Annotated in this window: 27 protein-coding genes; 12 read left to right on the top strand and 15 right to left on the bottom strand. The window is 38.5% G+C overall.

Annotated features, from left to right (window positions below; all coding sequences use genetic code 11):
- Window positions 1-371: 371 nt before the first annotated feature.
- Together VSAL_RS00935 and VSAL_RS00930 are read right to left on the bottom strand one after the other, a co-directional pair.
- Window positions 372-1823 carry a hypothetical protein gene (locus tag VSAL_RS00935; protein ID WP_012549024.1) on the bottom strand — a complete coding sequence of 484 codons (1452 nt, stop codon included), beginning with the start codon at window positions 1821-1823 and terminating at the stop codon, window positions 372-374.
- A gap of 16 nt (window positions 1824-1839) precedes the next feature.
- Window positions 1840-2430, bottom strand: coding sequence for a hypothetical protein (locus tag VSAL_RS00930; RefSeq protein ID WP_012549023.1), 591 nt, complete (start codon window positions 2428-2430; stop codon window positions 1840-1842).
- Window positions 2431-2784: 354 nt separating this feature from the next.
- Between VSAL_RS00930 and VSAL_RS00925 the strand changes: the two genes are divergently transcribed.
- On the top strand, window positions 2785-3975 hold the full coding sequence (locus VSAL_RS00925; RefSeq protein WP_012549022.1) for an IS91-like element ISVsa9 family transposase: 1191 nt from the start codon (window positions 2785-2787) through the stop codon (window positions 3973-3975).
- 88 nt (window positions 3976-4063) lie between these two features.
- Here VSAL_RS00925 and tnpB (VSAL_RS23330) read toward each other — a convergent pair whose 3' ends face one another.
- From tnpB (VSAL_RS23330) to lptM, 7 genes are all read right to left on the bottom strand, one after another.
- Window positions 4064-4339: an IS66 family insertion sequence element accessory protein TnpB gene (gene tnpB / locus VSAL_RS23330; RefSeq protein ID WP_049940314.1), complete on the bottom strand. Its 276-nt coding sequence runs from the start codon at window positions 4337-4339 to the stop codon at window positions 4064-4066.
- Entirely contained in the window at window positions 4336-4650 is a 315-nt protein-coding gene (gene tnpA, locus VSAL_RS00915) for an IS66 family insertion sequence element accessory protein TnpA (protein WP_012548925.1), read from the bottom strand. The genes tnpB (VSAL_RS23330) and tnpA (VSAL_RS00915) overlap by 4 nt, the downstream gene beginning before the upstream one ends.
- 168 nt (window positions 4651-4818) lie before the next feature.
- Window positions 4819-5730, bottom strand: coding sequence for a tyrosine recombinase XerC (gene xerC / locus VSAL_RS00910; protein ID WP_012549021.1), 912 nt, complete (start codon window positions 5728-5730; stop codon window positions 4819-4821).
- On the bottom strand, window positions 5723-6424 hold the full coding sequence (locus tag VSAL_RS00905) for a DUF484 family protein (RefSeq protein ID WP_012549020.1): 702 nt from the start codon (window positions 6422-6424) through the stop codon (window positions 5723-5725). The genes xerC and VSAL_RS00905 overlap by 8 nt, the downstream gene beginning before the upstream one ends.
- Window positions 6421-7251 carry a diaminopimelate epimerase gene (gene dapF / locus VSAL_RS00900; protein WP_012549019.1) on the bottom strand — a complete coding sequence of 277 codons (831 nt, stop codon included), beginning with the start codon at window positions 7249-7251 and terminating at the stop codon, window positions 6421-6423. The genes VSAL_RS00905 and dapF overlap by 4 nt, the downstream gene beginning before the upstream one ends.
- A gap of 81 nt (window positions 7252-7332) precedes the next feature.
- Window positions 7333-8586, bottom strand: a complete 1254-nt coding sequence (gene lysA / locus VSAL_RS00895; protein WP_012549018.1) for a diaminopimelate decarboxylase — start codon at window positions 8584-8586, stop codon at window positions 7333-7335.
- Between the two features lie 75 nt (window positions 8587-8661).
- The gene (lptM, locus tag VSAL_RS22625; protein WP_083199069.1) at window positions 8662-8781 is read right to left on the bottom strand and encodes an LPS translocon maturation chaperone LptM; all 120 of its coding nucleotides are present in this window, start codon (window positions 8779-8781) and stop codon (window positions 8662-8664) included.
- Between the two features lie 81 nt (window positions 8782-8862).
- On the opposite strand from lptM, the gene cyaY reads away from it, so the two are divergent.
- On the top strand, window positions 8863-9177 hold the full coding sequence (gene cyaY, locus VSAL_RS00890) for an iron donor protein CyaY (protein WP_012549017.1): 315 nt from the start codon (window positions 8863-8865) through the stop codon (window positions 9175-9177).
- 127 nt (window positions 9178-9304) lie between these two features.
- Complete coding sequence (locus VSAL_RS00885; RefSeq protein WP_148234216.1) at window positions 9305-10738, top strand: M48 family metallopeptidase; 1434 nt, start codon at window positions 9305-9307, stop codon at window positions 10736-10738.
- A 73-nt stretch (window positions 10739-10811) separates the two neighbouring features.
- On the opposite strand, the gene prlC is transcribed toward VSAL_RS00885, so the two are convergent.
- The gene (gene prlC / locus VSAL_RS00880) at window positions 10812-12854 is read right to left on the bottom strand and encodes an oligopeptidase A (RefSeq protein ID WP_012549015.1); all 2043 of its coding nucleotides are present in this window, start codon (window positions 12852-12854) and stop codon (window positions 10812-10814) included.
- A 152-nt stretch (window positions 12855-13006) separates the two neighbouring features.
- Here prlC and VSAL_RS00875 point away from each other — a divergent pair, with 152 nt between their 5' ends.
- Together VSAL_RS00875 and gorA are read left to right on the top strand one after the other, a co-directional pair.
- Entirely contained in the window at window positions 13007-13846 is an 840-nt protein-coding gene (locus tag VSAL_RS00875) for a 23S rRNA (adenine(2030)-N(6))-methyltransferase RlmJ (protein ID WP_012549014.1), read from the top strand.
- A gap of 212 nt (window positions 13847-14058) precedes the next feature.
- Entirely contained in the window at window positions 14059-15414 is a 1356-nt protein-coding gene (gene gorA, locus VSAL_RS00870; RefSeq protein ID WP_012549013.1) for a glutathione-disulfide reductase, read from the top strand.
- Between the two features lie 86 nt (window positions 15415-15500).
- On the opposite strand, the gene VSAL_RS00865 is transcribed toward gorA, so the two are convergent.
- Entirely contained in the window at window positions 15501-16091 is a 591-nt protein-coding gene (locus tag VSAL_RS00865) for a hypothetical protein (protein WP_012549012.1), read from the bottom strand.
- Window positions 16092-16399: 308 nt separating this feature from the next.
- Here VSAL_RS00865 and VSAL_RS00860 point away from each other — a divergent pair, with 308 nt between their 5' ends.
- From VSAL_RS00860 to VSAL_RS00850, 3 genes are all read left to right on the top strand, one after another.
- Window positions 16400-17740, top strand: coding sequence for a serine/threonine-protein kinase (locus VSAL_RS00860; RefSeq protein ID WP_012549011.1), 1341 nt, complete (start codon window positions 16400-16402; stop codon window positions 17738-17740).
- Window positions 17741-17843: 103 nt separating this feature from the next.
- Window positions 17844-18413, top strand: a complete 570-nt coding sequence (locus tag VSAL_RS00855) for an ECF-type sigma factor (RefSeq protein WP_012549010.1) — start codon at window positions 17844-17846, stop codon at window positions 18411-18413.
- A 208-nt stretch (window positions 18414-18621) separates the two neighbouring features.
- Window positions 18622-20388: a hypothetical protein gene (locus VSAL_RS00850; RefSeq protein WP_044583154.1), complete on the top strand. Its 1767-nt coding sequence runs from the start codon at window positions 18622-18624 to the stop codon at window positions 20386-20388.
- A gap of 190 nt (window positions 20389-20578) precedes the next feature.
- On the opposite strand, the gene VSAL_RS00845 is transcribed toward VSAL_RS00850, so the two are convergent.
- From VSAL_RS00845 to VSAL_RS00830, 4 genes are all read right to left on the bottom strand, one after another.
- On the bottom strand, window positions 20579-22066 hold the full coding sequence (locus tag VSAL_RS00845) for an IS66-like element ISVsa2 family transposase (RefSeq protein ID WP_012549008.1): 1488 nt from the start codon (window positions 22064-22066) through the stop codon (window positions 20579-20581).
- A gap of 71 nt (window positions 22067-22137) precedes the next feature.
- Window positions 22138-22485, bottom strand: a complete 348-nt coding sequence (tnpB, locus tag VSAL_RS00840; RefSeq protein WP_012548924.1) for an IS66 family insertion sequence element accessory protein TnpB — start codon at window positions 22483-22485, stop codon at window positions 22138-22140.
- Window positions 22482-22796, bottom strand: a complete 315-nt coding sequence (gene tnpA / locus VSAL_RS00835; RefSeq protein ID WP_012548925.1) for an IS66 family insertion sequence element accessory protein TnpA — start codon at window positions 22794-22796, stop codon at window positions 22482-22484. Before tnpA (VSAL_RS00835) ends, tnpB (VSAL_RS00840) begins: the two co-directional genes overlap by 4 nt.
- 120 nt (window positions 22797-22916) lie before the next feature.
- Window positions 22917-23798, bottom strand: a complete 882-nt coding sequence (locus VSAL_RS00830) for an IS982-like element ISVsa6 family transposase (protein WP_012549007.1) — start codon at window positions 23796-23798, stop codon at window positions 22917-22919.
- A gap of 264 nt (window positions 23799-24062) precedes the next feature.
- On the opposite strand from VSAL_RS00830, the gene VSAL_RS00825 reads away from it, so the two are divergent.
- Genes VSAL_RS00825 through VSAL_RS00810 form a run of 4 tightly spaced genes read left to right on the top strand, consistent with a single transcriptional unit; the run spans window position 24063 to window position 25913 of the window.
- Window positions 24063-24410: a transcriptional regulator gene (locus VSAL_RS00825; protein WP_012549006.1), complete on the top strand. Its 348-nt coding sequence runs from the start codon at window positions 24063-24065 to the stop codon at window positions 24408-24410.
- 1 nt (window position 24411) lies between these two features.
- A complete protein-coding gene (locus tag VSAL_RS00820; RefSeq protein WP_012549005.1) occupies window positions 24412-24774 on the top strand; it encodes a glycine-rich SFCGS family protein in 363 nt (120 codons plus the stop codon).
- Window positions 24775-24776: 2 nt separating this feature from the next.
- The gene (locus VSAL_RS00815) at window positions 24777-25073 is read left to right on the top strand and encodes a DUF4312 family protein (RefSeq protein WP_012549004.1); all 297 of its coding nucleotides are present in this window, start codon (window positions 24777-24779) and stop codon (window positions 25071-25073) included.
- 60 nt (window positions 25074-25133) lie between these two features.
- The gene (locus tag VSAL_RS00810; RefSeq protein ID WP_012549003.1) at window positions 25134-25913 is read left to right on the top strand and encodes a DUF4311 domain-containing protein; all 780 of its coding nucleotides are present in this window, start codon (window positions 25134-25136) and stop codon (window positions 25911-25913) included.
- The last annotated feature ends 10 nt before the right edge of the window (window positions 25914-25923 follow it).

The raw sequence follows: 25923 nt of genomic DNA, 5'->3' as shown, positions 1-25923 counted from the left end.
ATGAGTGAAATTTAATCTGAAAATATTTTTTTGTATTAAAAAAATGAGGTGAATTTAAGAGTTAATACCTTTTTAAATTTACGATAATAATTACTAACCCTCCGTTAAAAGAGGATGAATTACTTTTATTTTCAAATTAAACGGAAACAAATGGACTATTAATTTTATTTTTTAGTGACGATCAATATACTGTCCTTTATATCAATAAGTTTAATATAAAAACATGTGATTATGATCTAGGTATAACGTAATTTTAAAAATAACAATGAATGTAATTAAATAAGAAGAAAAGTGAATAAATAGGAAAGTTAATTATTGTTACGTAATAACGGCCCACTTAACTAAAGTTGACCATACAAAATGAGGAGAGATTAAGATGAGATAGAAAATAGAATTGAGTCTGAATAAAGTTCGTATTTAGTCTCTAGCTTTTGTTGTTTTATAAATGCTTTTTCTTCTTTTGTGTAAGGGTTAATTGCGTTTAGATCAATAAAAATCCCCTGATAAGTATGTCCTCTAGGACGAAGTTCATTGATAGATACTTCGTCATTTTGTAACTTCACACCATATCTATCTCTGACCGTAACCGATACCTTCGTATTTGGTGGCACCTTATCCCATGCGTATCTTATGGTTTCGTTAGATTGCTCTCCCAATATGAAGGGGTCATTGTTTGGTATGTCAGAGCATTGATCTATGCTTATTACTTGACTCTCTCTGTCCTTCTTATTATGTATGAATGAAAGTGGTTCAAAATCTTTGGCGGGATTCAGCTCATATTTATTTTCGTTTGGATCTGCTCTTTGTAAGTAAGAGATCTCTGAATAAATGTCCGTTCTCTTTACCCAATTGTTATTATTATCAACAAATTCAATTTCTGGTGAAGCATGGCTTTCAGAAAAAGTGGGGGTGTAATTATAATCAATTGAAAACAGTACATCCTCCATGTCTGGTTTGGTGAGTGATGCGAATGCTTTATCCGTAGCGGATTTTATTTTTTGTATCGATTTAGGGTGAGTTAAATAAACCTCAATTAAACCATGTCCTGCAATGTCAGAAGAACTAGGTGCAATTATTGTGTTAAATGGAGGCACTGAGCCCACCCCTGTAAAATTTAATCCGTTAATGACAAGGTCTGAGCTAGATAAAATGTAATCGCTATTAGGACTTAATGTTGGAGAGGCTGGCGCGATATGAACGACATGAATATTACTTGCATCATAACCTAATTGAGACACAACATAGTTGTACGATTTATTTACCCATAAGTTTCCTTGAGAATGGGCAATATAAATCAGCTTTTTCCCTTGCCATGTATTGGAATCATTGATGAGCTTATGCTGCATCTGAGTCTTTGCTGTATCTGGAGAATCAACCGATAGGGTTAATAATTCTAGAAATTCGCGGATGATGATATTGGAACGTTGACTGTTGAAGTCAGTAAAAAACCCCCCAAACCAAGAAAATGCAGCACTGATTTTTTTGATGATAGAGCTATCTTGCTTGCCGTTAACGATATCCCAAAACGCTTCCCATCGGTCAAATTGTTTTTGCTCTAGCTCTTGAGTTCTTTGGTCAAAGGTTTCGGCGAAATCAGCCAGTACGTTAAAGCCATTACTTTCAATGTAAGAATCGTTATAGAAAAGTTGGTACTCCACTTTTTCACCGTTGTATTGAGTGATATCAAGAGTAGATTTGATTTTATCTCGCCCACGTTCAGCATCTTTCTTCGTCGTCGCAACCCCATTAAAAAAGCCGATGGTGTAACCTTCGATTTTGCATGAGTTGGCATTTACATTTAATGGAAGTAAGGCGCCTATCATGAGCGATACGGTTAGTTTATTCACAGTATTGTGCCTCTGCATTCAGAGAGGTACTTACTGCGCCATCTTGTAAATGATTATAAGCAAGGTAGGCCATGGTGCGGGCTTTGGTGTTGTAGGTGAGTGCATCGATAGTTCTTCCTGTGTTTATGTTATCATCAATAAGAATGCCTCTGAATTCTTTACAGGCCAGAACTTTGTTGTATTTAGCCCCCATTGTCATGGCTTTATTGATGTTGGCGTCTGTTTTTTCGGTAAAGTCATAATAGAGGTTTTCTTGAGCATAACGTGCCTCTTGTTTTAATGCGTTGCGGACAGGCTCTTCCACTTCTAATGCCTCTATAAACGCTTCTATATCATCTCTGATGCCATCATTATTGACATCAACCCCTGTCAATGAATCACTGCGATCTAACAAAGGCTCAAATTGTTCATAAAGCACACTAAATTGGTCATTAATGGTCTCTTGTGATTGCAGTAACCCAATGAGTTCTGGCGTTTTTTCTATTACAGACTGAACGTCATCATCCGTATTGTTATTCGCATTGATATCATCGTCATCACAACCTACAAGTAATAACGGAAGAATGAATAGGTACTTTTTCATGACTAGCTCTTATTTTATAAAAAAGGCATGCTCACATGGTATTTTTTGTTAATCAATGGCTTGTGATGCAAAATTTTAATTGTGAGATAACGATGACAAATTACGTGTAGAGTTGGTCACATTTATGGCAATTAAAATTTCACACACACGAATAGCATTGGATAGAGTTATCTAATTAAAAAGACTATTGTGGCTACAGGTCGTTTTAAATTAAGAAAGGGGCTTGAGCAATCATTCAATAATTTACAAATGATGTTACGGGAAAAGGGTGTAATGAACAATAGGCGCCTACGGCGCAAATCAAAAGGACTCAACCTCTTCCATTGTTGCCAATAAATCGTTTATCCTATCGCCATGCACGCATATAAACCCCTGAAACAATTATTTAATAGTCAAAATAACTGGCTTAAATTTCTTCATAATAACAAAGCTAACCTAAGAGCGGTCGTGATTGAAAATGTCACAAAGATGCTGTCCTGTGGGACAGCGGCTTTTGGCTCTCGCGAATATCATTGTTGCAACCCTGACTGTACCCATATCAAATATATTCACCAAACCTGTAAATCTCGAGCGTGCAGTAGCTGTGGCATGAAAGCCACAGAGCGATGGATACAAAAGCAACAACATGTCTTCCCTGAATGCGAATATCAACACATCACCTTTACCCTTCCAAACACGCTATGGCCTATCTTTCGTCATAACCGTTTGTTAAATAAATTATTCAAATGTGCTGCAAACATTCTGCTGGGATGGGCAAAAGATAAAGGAATAGATGTCGGTATCTTTTGTGCTCTTCATACTTACGGTCGAAAACTGAATTGGAATACGCACTTACATTTATCGGTCACTCGTGGGGGAATTTGTGAACGTACCGGTTTATGGAAACCCATTTACTTCCAAATGAAAACGACAGAGCCTTGTTGGAGAGCGGCTATCGTCAGTTTATTGGGTAAGGCTTATGATGAGCTTGATTTATCAAGCGAAGAATGCCCCTATATCCATAATAAAACGGATTGGTCACGCTTTTTAAGCAGTCAATATAATCGTCGTTGGAAGCTTCATTTTGCTAAAAAGACAAATAATGTAAAACCGACGATGAACTATCTTGGTCGGTATTTAAAACGGCCCCCGATTTCAGCGTCACGTTTAAGTCATTACGCCAAAGGCGGAATGATAACGTTTAATTATTTAGACCATCGAACAGGAACAACAGACAGCCTAACATTATCACCAGAAGAGATGATAAGACGGATAGTAGAGCACTATCCTGATAAACATTTCAAGATGATCCGATACTACGGTTTTTTATCAATGCGTCGTCGTGGAGAAGCTCTGCCTAGAGTTTATGCAGCTTTAGGTATGACAATAGAAGCTGAGCCGAAAATGCCAGGGTATGCCGCAATGTTAAAAGGATATGTAAAAGTAGATCCGTACGAATGTATTTTATGTGAAAGTCGTCTGGTGTTTACGAATTTCCGAGTCGGAAATTCGGTCAATGATTTAGTCACCCATGCGATAGTTCAGTCAGAATTGAGGGCAGCATAATAAGGTTTGTAGGATAAGTGTATCTAAAACTCATGAAATAGGGCTAAAACAGTTATAAAATCCCCGATAATTATATTTTCGATACCTTTTAAAAAAACAGCGATGGTGAAATTGGCTTTTTTAGACGGGCCAATGCTAACTCAGCAACATTCAAATTCCTTACCTTTAAAGCGAATCCTGTTTTATCCCAATACAATATTTTGAGTTTATCACGAGGCTTATTGCAAAATATAAATAGAGCATCACTAAACGGTGATAGTTGCATTTCTTGCTCAACAATCACGACAAGGCCATTAATGGCCTTGCGAAAATCGACAAAATCACGATGAAGATAAATGGTGGAAACATCAGTAAATACATTCATGATTGATACCCTTTTAATAAGAGTCCTATCCAGTGAGGTTCAGTATTAGCTGGCAATGTTAATCGCAATTTTCCGATAGAAAGTTGAATATCTGGTAATTGTGGAGTGGCGATGATAGTTGATGTTAACGCTTCTACTTTCAAGAAAGTAGAAGCGTTAATCTTTTGTTTCCATCGTGCTTTACGTGCACTAAATGTCTTTGGCAGAATATTATGGTTACGACAAAATTCAGCGGCACTAAGCTTGCTAGATTGCTGAGATTCAAATAGAGCGTGCCATTGCTCTGGTGTTCTCTTTTTATCTTTTTGCATAATTACGTTCTCGTTAAATGAAAGATCGTAAGATACGCATAATGAATTTTATTTGTTAGGTGTAGTTCCCCGCACGCTTACTATTAAGAAACTAAAAAAGCCAATGGAACAATCATATGCTCTCACTGGCTTTTTATTATCAATAAGTAAAATTACGATACTTTATCTCTATTTTTTCTTCGCTCTTGGATGCGCTTGATCGTACGCTTGAGCAAGATGTTGAAAATCTAAATGGGTATAGATTTGCGTAGTAGAAATATTTTCGTGTCCTAATAATTCTTGTACTGCACGTAAGTTACCGCTCGATTCAAGCATATGCGTAGCAAATGAGTGACGTAGTTTGTGTGGACTAATGTGGCTATTCACCCCTTGCTTCATTCCCCACTCAGCCATACGTTTTTGCACATTTCGATGAGAAATTCGAACGCCTAATTTAGAAACAAACAACCCTTTCTCTTCTGGGTTCGCTAATTGGTTTCGCACTTGCAGCCAGTGTCCTAACCATTCTTTCGCTTTCCCAGAAAAAGGGACTTTACGCTCTTTATCCCCCTTACCAATAACTCGTAATTCACCTTGGCGTAATTGAATGTCTCGAACATCAATTCCGACTAATTCAGCCAAACGTAAACCCGCGCCGTACATTAGCTCCATCATCGCTCGGTCTCGAATCGATAATGGATCATCTTCATTCACTTCCAGTAACTGCCCCATCTCATCCACATCAATATTTTTTGGTAATGGTCGAGATTTACGAGGCGCAGAAACACCTTTCGCGGGGTTTGCTTGCAATACATTACGTAAGACTAAGAAATCAAAAAAACTGCGTAATGAAGACAGTCGAGTCGATAAGCTGCTCGCTTTCAATCCCGAACGCATGCCTTTACTAGTGATTTGTCGAACCCACCCAGCATCAACGTCTTGCCAAGAATCAACACCAAGCTCAATTAACTGCTCAGCAATGGTTGTTAACTGGCGCTTATAGTTACGTTGAGTATAAATACTCAATCCCTTTTCATTACGCAAGAACTCGTAAAATGCAGTTAGGTGTTTTTCATATTGCGGAGGTAATGATTCACTCATTATGTGCTTTAGACCACTGAGTTAGTAAGTAATGGAACACACTCACAAGTTGTTCCAAAAATAACGTATCCATATTCGGTTGAAAATGGCCACCATCACGGCTAGCAAAAGCCATGATCCCCATAGGGGTTGACTGTCCTAATGGTAAAACAGAGAATGACCCCAATTCTGAACTTGAGGTATTTAGCCCACCATAGGCCAATAAGCTATCACGCTCAGTTTGACGCAAGCGCCCTAAGTATGCAGAACGACCATTCAAGAATTTTTTCATGAAATTATCGAGGGCTGTTTTATCTACATTATATTTAGGATGAGCATGATCAATTATTTTTATATAAGCCGTTAAATTCAGCACGACGGCTTTCTGCTCTATAATTTTAGCGGCTTGATCAAATGACTCACACATCAATAATTGTTTTTGAACATCAGCAAAGTCATGAAATAAGCGATCATTTTTTGCCGCGAGTGACATTAACTGAGTAATTTCTTCTTCTAAATCACCAATACGATTACGTAGCTTACTGACTTGTACTTCAACTAAAGAAACCACGCCTCGCTCAGGAGTATCGACTTTAATTCGCCCAAGAAGCTCGGGATGCTGTTGAAAAAAATCAGGGTGATCCATTAAAAATTGAGCCACAACGTCTTCCGTTAATTGAGTCGGCTGTGGCTCTATTGGTGTTACTTCATTCATATTGATAATTGACCGTCATAAACGTGTGTCGCAGGCCCTGTCATGAATAACGGTTTACCCGGGCCTTGCCAAACAATACGTAAATCACCACCAGGCAAAGACACTTTAACGTCTTCTTCTAGGAGTTCTTGCATTATACCTACAGCAACCGCTGCACAAGCACCGCTTCCACACGCTTGAGTTTCACCCGCACCACGTTCATAAACACGTAATTTAATTTCGCTCGGAGAAACTATCTCCATAAAGCCTGCGTTTACTCTCTCAGGGAAGCGTTCATGCCCTTCCACTAATGGGCCGTATTTATCAACATCGTAATTATCGACATCATCCACCACCGTCACGCAGTGTGGATTGCCCATACTCACCGCACCACAAAATAATGTTTTATCTTCCGCACGCAATAAATAGGTTTTTTCAGCTTGAGTCGCTTTAAATGGAATTTTGTTTGGTTCAAATTGAGGTTCACCCATGTTCACCGTAATTTGATCATCATCTTCCACCTTTAAACTCATTTTTCCTTTTTTCGTGCTGACCAAAATAGTCGTTCGATTCGTTAAGCCTTTCATTCGGACAAAACGAGCAAAACAACGAGCGCCATTGCCGCATTGCTCTACTTCTGTGCCATCAGAATTAAAAATTCGGTAATGGAAATCAGTTTCAGGATCATAGGGAGCTTCAACCACCAATAACTGATCGAAACCGATACCACGATTACGGTCAGCCAGACGACGGATCAAATCTGGTGAAAAGAAAATATTTTGAGTTAAGCAATCAACCACCATAAAGTCATTGCCTAGCCCGTGCATTTTAGAAAAATGAAAGTGCATAGTTGTTCTTCTTTTTATTTTATCTTCTAGGTTGAATACCAAAAGAGCAAGCAGCCTAAGCCTCTTGCTCTTTATTCTAAGTTAGTTTGGTAAAATAGATTCCAGCTCCCATAAAGAGCTTAATTCTTCTCGCTTACGAACAAGATGTACTTGATCGCCATCGACCATTATTTCTGCCGCACGAGTACGTGTATTGTAGTTTGATGACATAACAAAGCCATACGCACCTGATGAACGAACAGCCAATAAATCATTCGCTTCAAGAACTAAATCACGATCTTTACCCAAGAAATCACCCGTTTCACAAATAGGGCCAACTAAGTCATAACTTTGAGCTTCGCCTTCACGCGGAACAACAGGCACAATGTCTTGCCATGCTTGATACAGTGCTGGACGCATTAAATCATTCATTGCGGCATCAATGATCGCAAAGTTTTTGTGTTCCGTATGTTTTAGGAACTCAACTTTAGTCACTAATATCCCCGCATTTGCTGCAATCGCACGACCCGGCTCAAAAATAAGCTCTAAGTCCTCACGACCCGTTAAGCGACTTAATAATGCCGTAGCGTATTCTGACGGTTGAGGCGGTAATTCATCACGATAAACCACGCCTAAACCACCACCAACATCAAGGTGGCGAATATTCACACCTTGTGCTTTTAAGTCATCAATCAACGCTAACAAGCGATCCGTTGCATCAATGAATGGCGTAATGTCCGTTAATTGAGAACCGATATGGCAATCAATGCCTTGGATATTTAAGTTCGGTAACGTTTGTGCAAATTTGTACACTTCTGGTGCGCGATCAAACGCGATACCAAATTTATTGTCACGCAAACCAGTAGAAATATACGGGTGTGTTTTTGCATCAACATCAGGATTAATTCGCAATGAAATTGGCGCAATCACACCCATCTCTTCAGCGACCGCATTTAAGCGCTCAAGCTCTGGTTCCGATTCTACGTTGAAACATTTAATGTTTAATTCTAATGCGCGGCGCATTTCTTTTGCTGTTTTACCAACACCAGAAAACACGACTTTCGTAGGATCACCACCAGCAGCAACCACACGCTCAAGTTCACCTTGAGAAACGATATCAAAACCTGAACCTAGACAGGCAAGCGCATTCAATACACCAATGTTTGAGTTTGCTTTAACGGCATAGCACACAAGATGAGGTTGCTCACCGACCGAGCTATCAAATGCATTCCAATGACGCTCTAATGTCGCACGAGAATACACATACAATGGCGTACCATATTGCTCAGCCAATTGTGTAATTGGTCGTTCTTCAGCCCAAAGCTGTCCATCGTCCTTATAATTGAAATAATCCAATGTCATCTTCCTTGTCTAGTTTTCAGTTATTCTATTAATAGATTTCAGTGCATGAATACATTTATTACAAATACACTATTCTGCGGCTTCTGTTTTTGGTGCATCATCCGTTGGCATGTATAACCCACCAGTTTGACCGCAGCCCGCCAATGCTAAGACACTCAGTAGCATTAACGCCATCACTCTTTTTTGCATAAGATTTTACCATTAGTGTTAATATCTGGTTATGCTCTCTATAATCGCACCACAGCCAAGAAAAGCAATAGGATAAACAAGATGAATAATACTGAATTTCACGAATTAGTTGATGCGAAACTGCAATTACTTGAAGATATGATTGATGATTCTGGCGCAGACATTGAGCCAATAATCACAGGAAACGTATTGACCTTAGAATTTGAAAACCGCAGCCAAATCGTGATCAATAAACAAGAACCAATGCACGAGATCTGGTTAGCGTCTAAATCTGGCGGTTTTCACTTTGCTTATACTGATGAAAAATGGACATGCTCTAAAACAGGGGTTGAATTCATTGAAATGGTAAAAGAAGAGTGCCAGAAACACGCAGATGAAGTGATTCAATGGGCTTAATGCCATCTTTATGAATCATCGTAAGCTCTTTTGATCTACTCGGAAGGGCTTAATTTATTATTTTTCCCCACCCCAACTCTGTCACCTTCGAATACAAGTTAACTCAACATAAGGCCAAGGAATGCCTATGAAAAGCATATCGAACATCACAAAAATCACAGGGATGACTCTGATCTCTTTATCTATCTCTGCTTGCTCAATAAGTCCAAACTACGATAAATCCGTCGGAGAAAAAAACTCACTCGTTATTGAGCAACAAATGGGGATATATCAAAATGAATCACTCGATCAATACGTCAAACAAGTGGGTGCTCGCTTAGTCTCTCATCTTGATTCACCACAGTTTGATTTTAAATTTGAAATTGTTGATGACCCAATCCCAAATGCGTTTGCCCTCCCTGGTGGTTATATTTATATTTCTCGGGGTTTGTTAACTCTAATGAACAATGAAGACGAGCTCGCCTGTGTATTGGCTCATGAAATTATTCATGTCACAGAAAGGCATTCAATTCAGCAAATGAAGCGAAGTATTCTGCCTGGCATAACTCAATTACCCGGCAACATTGTTGGCAGCGTAATAAATGAAGACTTAGGTAATCTAATTAATACCCCGTTTACCTTTAGCAACGATTTATTAATGGCAAACTACAGTCGTTCTCATGAAACAGAATCAGATGAACTTGGTGTAAATTTAGCGGCAAAATCTGGCTATAATCCCATGGCGATGGGCGTTATTTTAGCTCGTATAAATGATGCGATTGAATTTAAAACGCAGACGGAAACTGAAAAAAGCTACTTTGATAGCCACCCTTACACACCAGAACGTGTTAAGCATGTCGATCTATCAGCAAGTGCATTAAGAGTGATACCTCAAAAACCAATTAAGCCTAATTTTCTCTATAACCTCAATGAGTTAGTCGTCGGTGACAATCCAGAAAATGGCGTTTTTTCTGAATCGACATTCATTCAGCCTACGATGGGCTTTACCATAATATTCCCTAAAGAGTGGCAAACAGTAAACCAACCTCAAGTTGTTGCGGCGATCAATGAGACACACGATGGCTTTGTCGCTCTCTCCGTTTCCGATCCTCAATACACTGCTGAGCAAACAGCGCATCGCTTTAGTCAGTACCTTGAACTTAAATATCATTACTTAGCGCCAGTAAATACGGTTGAGTTAACATGGGGAGCAACCATGTATAACGTGCAATTAACGGATAAAGAAGGAAAACAAGACACGTTTATCACCCAATATTGGCTCGATTTGAACGACATCACTTATCAAGTACTCACCCTAAGTACCGCGAAAAACAAAAGTGAAGTCAGCATTTCAGCCCTCTCTTTACAACCAATCACAGATGCACAAATTGCAGCAATAACTCAAAAAGAGATCGCGATTACTACGGTAATAAAAGGCGAAAGTGTCAATGAGCTAACCAAGCGTAATCATTCTGATTTATCGGCAGAAGAGACAGCGATATGGAATGGATTAGAAGAAAATACGCCACTACACCAAGGTGATGAGGTAAAAATAGTCGTGACTAAGCCCTATAAGAAATAAACGCTTTAAAACAAAAAACGCCTCAATATAATGATTGAGGCGTTTTATTTATGGCACTTACTTGCTTAGTTTATTACGCACCAATGCCCGCATGACGTAACATGGCATCCACTTGTGGTTCACGACCACGGAAGCGTTTAAACAATTCCATAGGTTCTTCACTGCCGCCCATTTCAAGAATATTATTCAAGAAGCTTTGGCCTGTTTCCGTGTTGAAAATTCCTTCTTCTTCAAAACGCGAGAACGCATCGGCTGATAATACTTCTGCCCATAGATAGCTGTAATAACCCGCACCGTAACCACCCGCGAAAATATGACTAAAGCTGTGAGAAAAACGGTTCCACTCGACACTAGGTAATACCGCTACCTTTGCTTTTACTTCTGCTAGGGTTTCTAATACTTTTGCACCTAGATCTGGATCGTAATTTGTGTGCAGTGTGAAATCGAACATCCCGAATTCTAACTGACGCAAAATAAACATCGCTGATTGGAAGTTTTTCGCCGCCAGCATTTTATCTAACATTTCTTTTGGTAATGGCTCACCCGTTTCATAGTGACCAGAAATAAACGCGAGTGCTTCTTCTTCATAACACCAGTTTTCTAAGAATTGACTTGGTAGCTCAACCGCATCCCAAGGCACACCATTAATACCCGACACTGACGCTACATCAATTTGCGTTAGCATGTGGTGGATACCATGACCAAATTCGTGAAATAACGTCACTACTTCATCATGAGTAAATAATGCAGGCTTACCACCAACAGGCTTACTGAAGTTACACGTTAAATACGCGACAGGCGTTTGCAGTTCACCATTTTCAGTTAAACGACGAACACGACATTCATCCATCCATGCACCACCACGTTTGTGTTCACGCGCGTATAAATCTAAATAGAAGCTGCCACGTAAGGTGTTGGTTGAATCGAAGATATCAAAGAAACGCACTGATTCGTGCCATACATCAACGCCTTCACGCTCTACCACTGTCATACCAAACACACGGTTTAGCACTTCAAATAGGCCAGAGACGGCTTTTGATTCAGGGAAGTAAGGACGTAATTCTTCATCTGAAATCTGATATAGCTTTTGCTTTAATTTTTCAGAGTAATAAGTCACATCCCATAGATCCAACTCATCAATATCAAACTCTTCTTTTACAAACGCTTTTAGCTCTGCAACTTCGCGCTCACCTTGTGGTTTAGCCTTCGCTGCTAAGTCATTTAAAAAACCAAGGACTTGCGTTGGGCTCTCGGCCATTTTTGTTGCTAACGATTTTTCACTGTACGAAGAGAAACCCAATAGGCGCGAGACTTCATGACGAAGATTAAGCTCTTCTGAAATAAGATCGGTGTTATCCCACTTACCGGCATTTGGACCACGATCCGATGCACGAGTCACAAACGCTTCGTAAATTTCACGGCGCAGTGGTTTATTGTCACTGTACGTCATGACTGGAATGTACGATGGCATCTCTAATGTCAGTAACCAACCGTCTAATTCTTTTGCTTCTGCCGCCGCTTTCGCCGCTGACATCGCCGATTCAGGTAACCCTGATAATTCGGCTTCATCCGTAATATGCTTTGACCAACCCATGGTTGCATCAAGCACATTGTTGCTGAAATTTGAGCTTAATTCTGACGTGCGCTTACTGATATCACCGTAACGCTTTTGTTGATCAGCGGGTAAACCAATGCCTGATAATTCAAAATCACGCAATTCATCAATAATGGTTTTTTGTTGAGCTTGAGAAAGTGCAGAAAAATCGGCACTCGCTTTGATTTCTTTATAGGCGTGATAGAGCGCTTTGTTCTGCCCAACCCAAGTTCCGTACTCGGAAAGGATAGGTAAGCACGCTTCATACGCTTCACGCAGGGCTTCACTGTTTTGCACTGAATTCAAATGACTCACTGGTGACCAAATGCGGCTTAGACGATCATCCGTTTCAGCAAGGGGAACAATAATGCTGTTCCAACTTGGTACGGCATCAGACGCCAATACGTCTTCTATTTTAGCTCGGCAATCTGCAATCGCTTGTTCTACTGCAGGTTGAATGTGTTCTGGCTTAATTTGAGAAAAAAGAGGCAAGTCAGTAAAGGTAAGTAACGGATTAGACATATTCATTCCTTTTTATTTCTTATTCGATTTGATGTCGCTATCTACTTAAGATGGTGCTTAATGGATTAAATTTCAATGGGTGATGCAAGAGTGTGCACATTGCGTTATAAACTTGGGTATAATATTCCCATTCAAATAGTGAGAGTTCATTCATGCTAAGTTATCGTCACAGTTTTCATGCTGGCAACCATGCCGACGTAGTTAAACACATTGTTCAAAGCCTTATCCTTAATTCATTAACGCTAAAAGATAAGCCATTTGTTTATCACGACACCCATTCAGGGGTTGGCCGTTACGATTTAACGCATGAATGGTCTGAAAAAACAGGTGAATACAAACAAGGTATTGAACGTATTTGGGATAAAACAGACATCCCAGAAGAAATCACAAGTTACCTTGATGCCGTAAAAGCATTAAATGAAGACGGTGAATTACGTTATTACCCAGGGTCTCCTTGTGTTGGTCGTGCGCATATACGCTGTTATGACCGCATGGTATTAACCGAACTTCACCCTTCTGATTACCCATTGCTTGAACAAGAATTTCACAGTGATCGCCAAGTATCTATCTATAAAGAAGACGGTTTTGCTCGATTAAAAGCAAGCTTGCCGCCACCAGAGCGCAGAGGCTTGGTATTAATCGACCCACCTTATGAGCTTGCAAAAGAATATTACGATGTGGTTAACGCGATTGGCCAAAGCCATAAACGTTGGGCTACAGGTATTTATGCGATTTGGTACCCAGTGGTTAATCGTTGTGATATCGACGACATGATCAATGGCCTTAAAAAACTAAATATCCGTAACATTCTTCAAATTGAATTAGGGGTATCCCCTGATACAAACGAGCGTGGCATGACGGCATCAGGAATGATCGTTATCAATCCACCGTGGAAATTAGAAAGCCAAATGAATACGATTTTGCCTTTCTTAAAAGAAGCAATTGCACCAGCAACAGGTCACTGTAAAGTGGAATGGATTGTTCCTGAATAAAAAATAAGGGTTCAGGCCGGTCGCAAGCTCCCTCAAAGGATTCAGGAAAAGCAGATAGCATTGCTCAGTTTTATCTCTTTCCTGAAACCTGCAAGCGAAGCAACCTGAAACCTAGTAGACCTTGAAGCTCGTACACCTTGAAAAAGAAAAATTTGGTCGCATTTCATACATAGTATGTAAAAAAGAATTAAAAACTTATTGGAGAGAAAGTAATGGCTACTCATTTTGATTATATCTGTATCGGCGGTGGTTCTGGCGGTATCGCATCAGCAAACCGTGCGGCTATGCACGGCGCAAAAGTTGCTCTTATTGAAGCGCAAGAACTTGGCGGTACGTGTGTAAACGTGGGCTGTGTTCCTAAAAAAGTAATGTGGCACGGTGCTCAAGTTGCTGAAGCCATTAATTTATACGCTGAAGATTACGGCTTTGATGTTGAACTGAAAAAATTCAATTGGAGCAAGATGGTTGAAAACCGCCAAGCGTACATTGGTCGTATTCACGAATCTTACGATCGCGTTCTTGGTAACAATAAAATAAACGTAATTAAAGGCTTCGCTAAGTTTGTAGACGCTAATACTGTTGAAGTAAATGGCGAACATTACACAGCGGATCATATCCTTATTGCTGTTGGTGGTCGTCCAACAATCCCTAATATCCCAGGCGCAGAGCACGGTATTGATTCAAATGGTTTCTTTGACATCACAGAACAGCCAAAACGCGTTGCGATTATTGGTGCAGGTTACATTGCGGTAGAAATTGCTGGTGTACTTCATTCTCTAGGCACAGAAACTCATTTATTTGTTCGTAAAGAATCTCCACTTCGTAGCTTTGATCCAATGATCATCGATACGCTAGTTGAAGTGATGAACACAGAAGGCCCAACCCTTCATACTCACTCTGTACCAAAAGAAGTGGTTAAAGAAGCCGATGGCAGCCTAACACTTCATCTAGAAAATGGTGAAACACAAAACGTTGATACTCTAATTTGGGCAATTGGTCGTCACCCTGCGACTGACGCTATCAATCTAGAAAAAACAGGCGTTGCTATTAACGATCGCGGTTACATCAAAGTTGATGAATACCAATCAACAAACGTAAAAGGCATCTACTGTGTTGGCGACATCATGGAAGGCGGCATCGAGCTAACTCCTATCGCAGTTAAAGCCGGTCGTTTACTGTCTGAGCGTTTATTCAACGGTCAAACAAACGCAAAAATGGACTACACACTAGTTCCTACTGTTGTGTTTAGCCACCCACCGATTGGGACGATTGGTCTTACAGAACAAGAAGCTGACGAACAATACGGCAAAGATAACGTAAAAGTGTACACATCAGGCTTCACAGCTATGTACACCGCCGTTACTAAGCACCGTCAACCTTGTAAAATGAAACTGGTTTGTGCTGGCGAAAACGAAAAAGTGGTTGGCCTACACGGTATCGGTTTCACGGTTGATGAAATGATCCAAGGTTTTGCAGTAGCAATGAAGATGGGCGCAACTAAGGCTGATTTCGATGCCGTTGTTGCTATTCATCCAACAGGTTCTGAAGAATTTGTAACGATGAGATAGTCTATTTTTAGACTATTTTAAATAAAAAACGCCGCTAAGGTTAACCCTGGCGGCATTTTTGTTTGTTCTCTAATTCGTATTAAAACTTAATGTGAGTGATCATGATTATGGTGATGACCACAACCACAAGTCGGTGCTGCAACTACACTTTGTAGTGGTTCAAGTGTTATTTTCTCATTTAATTCTTCAGTCGTTAGCGTATTTAACAGCATTTCATTTACGCGATTAACTACGTTCACATCATTAATTTTGCGTTGAATCTGCATAACTTCAACAAACTGACGACTCAATTCTTCTGACAACGTAAATTCGCGAATAGCTTGCAGTGTGTTGGTAGCACTATCAATCGCTAACATAGAAAAAGACAACTTCCCTGATTCTGGTGATTGAAAATACTCTTCAGGAATAACAGCAGCATTAAACTGCATTTCAAACGTCAACTCACCCAATGAAAACACAGTTAAACACGCCCCTTCATTTGTCATTGTCATTCCTAGTTGAGCACTTTCTTGTCCCAACACGGCTTGTTCGTCAGCCGTAATATTACCAAGACCAACATAAAGAATATTAGGTAAGTCATTACGAAACATCTCAAGCATCGCGCCATCACCTTGTCTAAATGGGTGATCTTCAATCGTTTGTCCAACTTGAAAATGAGGGTGATGATGTGCAGTCATAATGGCTTACCTTATGTAATGTTAATATGAGATTAGTTTAATCTGATTAAATTAAATAACAATTACCATAAAAAGCAATTCACTATTACGTATGTGTAAAAGTAACGTTAATCGTGAGTTCTATTTTTATTATCCATATAAATACAAAGTTAAAAAAAAATAAATTAGGGAAATTTACCACGGTTTTTTAACCAATAATTTCGCATTAAATAAATTCACGACTATTTTCTTAAATACGAGAAAAAACATTCTAATTACGCCACTAACCCCATATAGTACGGTTAAACAAATTCATATAAATTAGTCCCTTGCAGTTAATTACCTCACCAACTCAAATTTTCTATGATTTAATGGATCTTGATAACATTCAAAAACAAAAAGTATTGGATGCACTGCAAAACAGTCACCCAAATATCTATCAAGACCTCATTCCATTACTGAATAACACCACATCAGAACCATTCTTCGATTTATTTGGTTTTGGTGCTCAGCAAACTTTTAATACTGAATGGGATTTTAGCCATCACATGGTAGATAAATACCAAATTACAAAAGAGCTGGGTCGCGGTGGGATGGGAGTAGTCTATTCAGCATATCGTGCTAATGGTACTTTCGAACAAGAGCTTGCCATTAAATTTATTCAACCTGATTTAAAGAATTTATTAAACAAACACGCCCTATTTGAAGAGGCGCAATTATTAGCACGTTTAAATCATCCATATATAGCAAAAGTCTTTGATGGTGGAGAGTACGAAGGGGCTGTTTATGTGGTGATGGAGAAAATTATCGGTACAACACTCAATGATTTTTTAAAGCATAATTTGTTGTCTCGACAACAAAAATTACAATTATTTAGTCAGATTTGCCAAGCACTTGAACATGCACACCAACACGATGTACTACATGCAGATCTAAAACCTGAAAACATTTTAATTGATAAACGGAATTGCCCAAAGCTAATCGATTTTAACTTAACTCAACAAGTAAAAAAAAATGGGCATCATAATACTCAAGGGCTTGTCGCCTACAGTGAGCATTTTGCTAGCCCAGAACAAAAAGAAGGCAATTATTTAACTCCTTTGAGTGATGTTTATTCTTTAGGTAAGATTTTATTGCTTCTTTTTCCTAATCTTCATAAGAAGGAAGACATTACTTACATCCAAGAAAAAACGACCCAAGAGACACTATCTAAACGCTACTGTTCTGTTGAGGCTCTACGCAAAGATATCGAGTGTGTGTTGGCATCTAGGCCAATTACATTAAAACAACACACCCCTTTATATACTTTTCGTTGTTTATTAAAACGAAAACCAATTTCCGCATTTATTTTGGTTTTATTAACTTTATCAACATTAATCTTATCTAGTGTATTAATCATTAAAAACAACAATTTAAAACATGATAAAATTGTATCAGAAAAAATAATGTTTGAGATAACACACTTATTGTTTAATTCAAAAGGAAAAGACATATCAAAGGCATCCATTAACTCAATGCTCGAATTAACACGATGTAAAATTTTATCTAACCCTGAACTTCCAGCATACATAAAACAAAAAATGCAACTCGCAATGATGATGCCAATACAAACAAAACAAAAATCATTACCAGAAGAACAAAGAAGGGAAATTAAAATACAGTTCAAGTGAGCCTATTCAATATCCAAGTATGAGAGATTATTTAAAATTCCACCCTATAAAATAAGTACGTTAATGGATTCTACGTTTAGAAAAATATAGCGATATACCAATCATGATAACGATAACTAAATTAACTCGAACTATTCAATACTGGCAATCTGGAGATAAAGTCGCAGAAAATCATGTGTACCAATTTGCATATTTACAACTGCATAATATTGCCCAAAAAGAACGTAAGCGTAATGCAAAAAAATATGGTCCAGATAACGATATGTTCGCAGATAGTGTGAACAACACAACCTCACTCATCCATGATGCTTATATTAAACTATCAAATTCAAAACTAACCGACATAAAAACCAAGCGTGATTTTTTTCTGATGATAACAAGAGTTATGCGCCAAATATTAATTGATAACGCTCGGTCATTACAAGCAAAAAAACGCCAACCACTTGCTCCCATAAACAGAGATATTGATAAATTTGAACAATTAATCACAATGGATAAAGCATTAGATAATTTTGCTATTCGATACCCTCGTCAATCTAACGTCTTAAAATTAAAATACCTAATGGGAATGAAAAACACCGAGATTTGCCAACTATTAGAATGTAGCTCAAGTCTCGTTGAAAAAGATTTAAAATTCTCACGCTGCTGGCTTCACAGTTACATAATGAAATAATTTCATTATGTACATTTAGGTAAAATAAGCCCTTCAAACCAAAAATAGAATCACATTGTTGAAAAATAAATTTTAACTTTACGGTTTTTATCTTATTTCCCGTGCCTTGAATTAGCTTAAAAGGAAGAGTACAAATGGCTCGATTTTATATTTTATAAATAACATATGAAGGTTAGGCTACCCGATATGACAAAGGATTAAAATAAGAATGAAAAAGGTAAGTTTATTAGCAGCGTCAGTAACATTGGCATTAACTTTAGTGGGCTGTGGTAGTTCCGATGATGATTCAAATGATCCATCTACCAATATCGATACAGCAAAAACACAAAAACCAAGTATTGCAATTCCAACGGCAGGGAAATTTATTGATGCAAAAGTAATTGGATTGGATTACATTTCTGGTTCACTAGAAGAGAAAAAAACAGATATAAATGGTACTTACACCATCGATACAAATAACCCTGAAATTTCGTTCTATTTAGGAGGGAAAGACGGCCTATTCATTGGGTCTATTTCTGGTCGTCACATCACTACGCCATTTGAAGCGGCAGGTACATACCAACGTGCTGTAAATTTGGCAAGGCTATTACTGACTGTTGGTGAAGGAACAAGTACACTAATTAAAACAGGACAGGCAGTCCTAATAAAGGAAATCACTTTACCCCAAGATTTATCAGTTGCGGCTACTGAATTAAAAGAAGCCACGCTTGATGATGAAGCATCTTTACTTGCCGTTGCAACAGCACTTAATCCTGCCATAACAGCATTAGTATCACAAGATGATGCAACAACACACATGCAATCATCTTTAGCAAACATTCCACGCGGCTCTGATGTAAATCTATCCCATTGGTCTCGCGGTTCAAATTGGACATTTGTATCAAGGGATTCAACGCAACGTATACGTAATAGTGCAAATCAAGAGTTCGACCTTGTTATCAATGTTGATCGTACTTTAACTGATTCTCAAGGAAATCCACGTAATTTATTTGAAAAAACATCGAGCATGATTTTTACCTTAGCCGATAATAATCTGATTGTCCGTAAAGGCAGTAATGATTCATCAATTAGTGGTCACTATGTTGCTGACTATCTAACTTGTTTAGATAACGATGGTATTTTCAACACAGTAGAAACGGATGATAATGAATATAATACATGCGATGGTAATCGCATTACGGTCACTGACGAAAGATATAATTATTTTTATAACTTGGATAATAAATACCAATATTCATTCATAAGTCCAAACAAAGAACAAATTTCAGACATAAATGAACCATGGATTGAAATTTCTGAAATGGGTGATGCTTTTGAGTGTATGAATGCTAAAAACTGTACAGAACAAGCTCTAAGTAAATTTGAAGTTTTAGAGCGTGATGATTCTGATGAGCAAGATGGTAGCTATATGCTCGAAGAAACCATTTCTGGTACCTATGATCCAATTACGGATGTTTATATTAATACGACAAGTAAAAAATACTTAGATAACAGCCCATATCCCGGTCGTATCAGTGAACGAATTTCTTTCTTATACCCTGTTGAAGCATTAGGGCAAGATCGTTACGTTGACTTCATCGGCACATGGGAAAGTCGTGAATTATGTGCAAATAAAAGTATTGCCGTTGCTAAAATGACATTCACTGAAACCGGTTTAACAATGACAGGTGAAGAGTGTGGTACTTTAGGTTTTATCAATAAAACCCACACATACGCGCAACTATCACCTAAAGACTTATGGTGGTTTGGCACGAATGACGCTGGCGACTCAAAAGCAACACTCGATCAATTAAACAGTACTGTTCGTTGGAATGATAAAAATTCTACCGATGATCCTAATAATATTAAAATCAATCGCTTTACTTACATCCCTGCTGGAAAAAACTGGGATCAAGGCTTATTAATTCGTGATACGTTAAATTTAGATGGTACAAAAAAATCAACGATTACAATGAAGAAAATTAAGTCACTCTAATTTGAATAAAATTTAAAGACCCAACAAAACCCCGGTACTTGTCGGGGTTTATTATATCTGCCTTTTCATTCCTCTTCCGCTTCCAACTAAAATATAAAACGGAACCTAAATCACAAAACTCACCACACCTTTTTTTACTTCCCTTTCTTATTTCCACAACCACTCATTTGTAACGTAAGCGTGCGGGGAACTACACCTTGTCTTTTACATTCCAAGGTAAAAGTGAATCGATATCTGGCGATCCAACACATAAACGATCTAGACAATACCTAATATAATCGTAAGGGATTAATCCGTTTGCCTTTGCTGTTTCTACAATGCTGTAAAGCATTGCACTTGAATCTGCACCAGCCGTTGAACCCGAAAATAACCAGTTTTTCCGGCCGATAACAAACGGTTTAACCGCTCGCTCTGCTCGATTGTTATCAATAGATAACAATCCATCATCAATATAACGAACTAATTTATCCCATTGATTTAATGTATAGCTAATCGCCTCACCTAATTTTGTTTTAGGTGATACTCGACTAACTGCGCTATCAAGCCAATCACGGAGCTCTTTAAGTAAATCGCGGGCTTCTGTCTGCCTAGCAACATACTTGGCTTCAGGGGAAGCCTCTTTTAATAACGATTCGATCCGGTATAGCTTTTGGATTTTACTCAATACCCAATCTGCACTCCCTGTTTTCCCTTTTACTTGAACACGTTGAGCCTCAATAAATCGTCGACGTGCGTGTGCCCAACAGCCAACTAAAATCGCTTCAGTTTGTTCATAACCTTGGTAACCATCGGTATGTAAATACCCGTTATAACCTTTTAAAAAGTTAACTGGATGGTAGCCATGCCTGCTAGATTGATAATCATAAAGTACAATTCCAGGCAAAACACCAGAGCCTGGAGAATCATAGCCAGAGCAGTAGACCCACATATAACATTTTGCTTTTTCAACATCCAACACATTTACCGTTGTTTCATCACAATGCAGAGTGGGTTGTTCAAGCAAAATACGATGTAACTCGTTATTAAGAGGGGTAAATAGTACCGAGCATTTTATTAACCAATCCGCCATCGTTCGCCGTCCAATAATGATACCCCATTGCTGAAATAACGTTTCTTGACGATAAAGTGGAAGACTGTATTGAAATTTAGCCGTAATAATTTGAGCAAGTAAACTTGCGGTCGCAATCCCTTTAGGGATTGGTGACGCTGGCATTGGGGCTTGTTTAATGTCTACTGAAGTATTGTTTTTTTCACAATTTCGGCAAGCATATTTAGGACGAACATGTTGAATAACTTCCACTTTAGCTGGTACAAATTCCAACTTTTCACTGATGTCTTTACCCATCGCATGCATCTCTAGACCGCAACACTTACAAGTTTTATCTTTTATGTCGTGGATAATAACAGTACGCGGTAAGTCTTCAGGTAAGCGTTGGCGTTTTGGCTTTTGACGAGTGTAGGTAATCGTTTGTGTGTCATCATTTTCAATGATGATTTCTTCTTCTGTTTCATTGAATAAATCAAATTGAGTCGAGTCAGATTCACTGCTTTTACCAAAGCGCTGATGTTGAGCCAGCCGAAATTGCTCTAGAAGACGGTTATATTTATTTTCAAGCTGAAGCACAAGTGCTTTCAGCTCGTCAATGGTATCAGGAAGTGGTTTTATTTTATCAGTCATGTAGATGACTATATAACGATAATACAGGTAATCAATCGGTTGCCTCCTATTCTTGACTGAGAATCAACTATTTAAAGGGTTGTTTGATAATGTACCGGTTGATGTCCTAAGATATCAAAACCTTGTAATAGCAGTGTCAGTTGCTGCTCTGATAATGCTAACGTATCGTTATTTATATTTCGTGGCCATTTGAAGCGGTCTTCATCTAATCGCTTGTACCATAAAGCGAATCCTGTTTTATCCCAATACAATATTTTGAGTTTATCACGAGGCTTATTGCAAAATATAAATAGAGCATCACTAAACGGTGATAGTTGCATTTCTTGCTCAACAATCACGACAAGGCCATTAATGGCCTTGCGAAAATCGACAAAATCACGATGAAGATAAATGGTGGAAACATCAGTAAATACATTCATGATTGATACCCTTTTAATAAGAGTCCTATCCAGTGAGGTTCAGTATTAGCTGGCAATGTTAATCGCAATTTTCCGATAGAAAGTTGAATATCTGGTAATTGTGGAGTGGCGATGATAGTTGATGTTAACGCTTCTACTTTCAAGAAAGTAGAAGCGTTAATCTTTTGTTTCCATCGTGCTTTACGTGCACTAAATGTCTTTGGCAGAATATTATGGTTACGACAAAATTCAGCGGCACTAAGCTTGCTAGATTGCTGAGATTCAAATAGAGCGTGCCATTGCTCTGGTGTTCTCTTTTTATCTTTTTGCATAATTACGTTCTCGTTAAATGAAAGATCGTAAGATACGCATAATGAATTTTATTTGTTAGGTGTAGTTCCCCGCACGCTTACTTTGTAACTAATTAACCTGAATTCTGGATAAAACATGCTTTAAGCGAGGATTAGTTCAAATTCACATTCTGATAGCTTAATTCGTGGCTTTTGTTTTTTTAAACAATAAGCCACAACGCCTGAAATTACATTTAGCATGAAACCAGTCACGCTACGATGACGGCTATGTTCAATTTGAGAGATATTCTTCAATTGGTCATTTATCGTTTCGATAATGTATCTCTTTGATAACATAGCCTTATCAAAAGCACTTATCTCTTTTGCTTTCATGTTTTTTCGCGAGGTAGTCACTAAATCGACATCAGAGTTCTTTAAGCTCTCACTCAACTTTTTACCTATGTACCCTTTATCAGCGTACAATTTCCCCGAGAGTTCTTTGCATAAATCAGGTACAGGAGTCCTATCATTTACATTGCCAGCTGTGATTTTCAGCGAAATAATTTCTCCAAGATGGTTAATCAATAAATGAAGTTTGAAGCCGAAAAACCATCCCATGGTACCTTTTCCTCTTTTCGCAACACCATCAAAGACTTTATGGCGAGGAATTCGAATGTTATGGCATACTTTAAGACTCGTGGAGTCAACAAAAGCAATGCCAGTCGGCTTACCTTTGATAGATTGAAAATAGGCACACATTGGGGCGATTAGGCTAGGCATTTTGCTCACAAATCGAGTGTGGCTAAGTAAATTTGGAAAGTATCCTTTCCAATATTGATGAACTAACCCGATATAGAAGTTCTTGAAATCTCTATGATTTGATTGATGAAAAGCGATGACAATAGTCATACATTCACTAGTAGACATTACTGACTGACGTTTTCTTTTTCTCTCACTAGCCTCAACAAGGTATTTTTCCCATTGAGATAAGAATTGATAACAAAAATCATCGACATCACAAAATATATCAACTAATTTATTCATCTTGCCCACCTTTTAAAATACGTTCAAATAATTCTTGGTCGAAAGATCTGATCGTTAGGTGGGCAATTAGTTCAGCCTTATCCAGAATTCAGGTTAATTAATATTTAAGTACATAAAATAAAAAGTTTGACCTGTATCCGCACTCCATTACTCATTTCCTCTTCAAAGTGGAAAATCTCTCCCTGTTCACTTTCCTCTTCCACTTATATTCTTCAATCATCAAGTTTGGATAGCAAAGTTTATTATTTAAAGGAAATATAAAACGTGGATAGTAATACTCTAGACATTAATGAAGAGTTATTCACTGAAGAAGTAGATTCAACGTTCAATAAAGTAATTTCTATTTTAAGAGCTGAGAATATATTTCCAGACAGTGTTCAGAAACAAATGCTTTTTTCTCATTTAAAAGCAATGGTAATTAGATCTCATACTCATGAATCGTTACCCGAAGTTGAAATTGAAATGTTTGATGAAATATCAAAATCATCACATAAATTAGCCGAAGATGTCGTGAGTCTGTTTCCGACATTAGCATACGAAGAATCATATTTATTATCTGTTCACTTTGAAGTGGCAAAAGAAAACGAATTAACTGAAGAATTAGGAGCATAACATGACGAATATAAAAGTAGTGATCGGCGACCGTTTAGGTAAAGGACAAAAAGTAGGTTTAGGCGTAGAAGCCGCAGGTGGTTCTGTTACTGTGATCCCTGGTATGGCTGCCGACATGAAGCTTGGTGATGTTATGAACGAAGAGCAAGCGGACTTCGGTATCTCTTTTTGTGGCAGTGGCGGTGCAGGTGCAATCACGGCGCAAAACAAATACGGCTACAAAGCAAAATATGGTATGCGCTCTGTTGAAGAAGGCGTAACCGCAATCAATGAAGGCTTTAACGTACTTGGTTTTGGCTTCATGGATAAAGAAGAGCTAGGCCAACGATTGGTCGAAGCATTCGTTAAAAAATACAGAAGCTAAATATGAAAGAATCGATTACAACAACCGTTACGGTTAGTGGTAATGGAAATACAAAACAAGCCGCTTTCAGTTCCGCATTAAATAATATTCAAAAAACAATTCTAAAAGATAACGAGCAAGTTATTTTACGTATAGAACCTGTTGATGTGAAATTAATTAATGCGGAGAAAAAAGAAAGAATAGAAAAGTTTATGTTTTTCTTTTTACCTCGAAATAAAACTTCTTATTCAGTTACTTTAGATGTCACCGTTAATGTCACCATAATTAATATTGACCAACTGGATTTTAAATCAATATAAACACCTATTTACTTTAAATAGAAAAACTTATTTAAGTATACAAATGGAAGGTATATATAGATGTTCTTAATTATATTAATGAAGTCTCTAATTATAGGGGCTTTAGTGGGCGTTGGCGTCGGTGTTGGTGCCGCACGTATGTTCCACGCTCCAACGGTTCAAGGTATGGGCGCGTTCCGTACTCTTGGCGAACTTAACTCTTGTGAAGGCGATCCTGCATCTCACTTTTCTTTTGGCCTTGGCTTCTTCTTTAACGCATGGGCGTCTTCTGTTGCAGCGGGTGCTTTCACTCAAGATGTTGACCACCGAATTATTCCTCATTGGGGTGCAGCTGCCCTGATGTTCAAAAACAAAAATGTCGCTGAGACAATGCACGACCCGAAAAAGATGGGCATTGCGTGTGGCATCATCGGCATGGTTGTTGTTGCATTCTTAAACTCGACGGCATCCGCCGTTCCTGAAAGTCTACAAATTACCGCGGTAAAAGTACTCGTTCCTGCGGCGAACTTACTCGTCAATATTGCGATGCCAGTTATCTTCTGGTTAGCCGCTATTGACGCCGGTCGTCGCTCTGGTTTTTGGGCAACTATCTTTGGTGGTTTGGCTCAAATGATCATGGGTAATGCCGTACCTGGCCTTGTTCTTGGTATCTTGATTGGTAAAGGCGTTGAAGATGGTGGTTGGAATAAAGTAACCAAAATCATGCTTGCAGCGGTTATCACTCTATTTGTTATGAGTGCCTTCTTCCGTGGATTTGACCTTGAACTTATCGAGTCTTTCAGGCTCACCGTTCCTACTTGGTTAGAGAGCGTACACACCACCCTTAGCGGTAATCAGTAAGTCAGGAGTT

It is taken from the genome of Aliivibrio salmonicida LFI1238 (genome assembly GCF_000196495.1).
Lineage (GTDB): Bacteria > Pseudomonadota > Gammaproteobacteria > Enterobacterales > Vibrionaceae > Aliivibrio > Aliivibrio salmonicida.
Note: the sequence above shows the minus strand (reverse complement) of the source record. Positions and strands in the feature narration are given on the sequence as shown.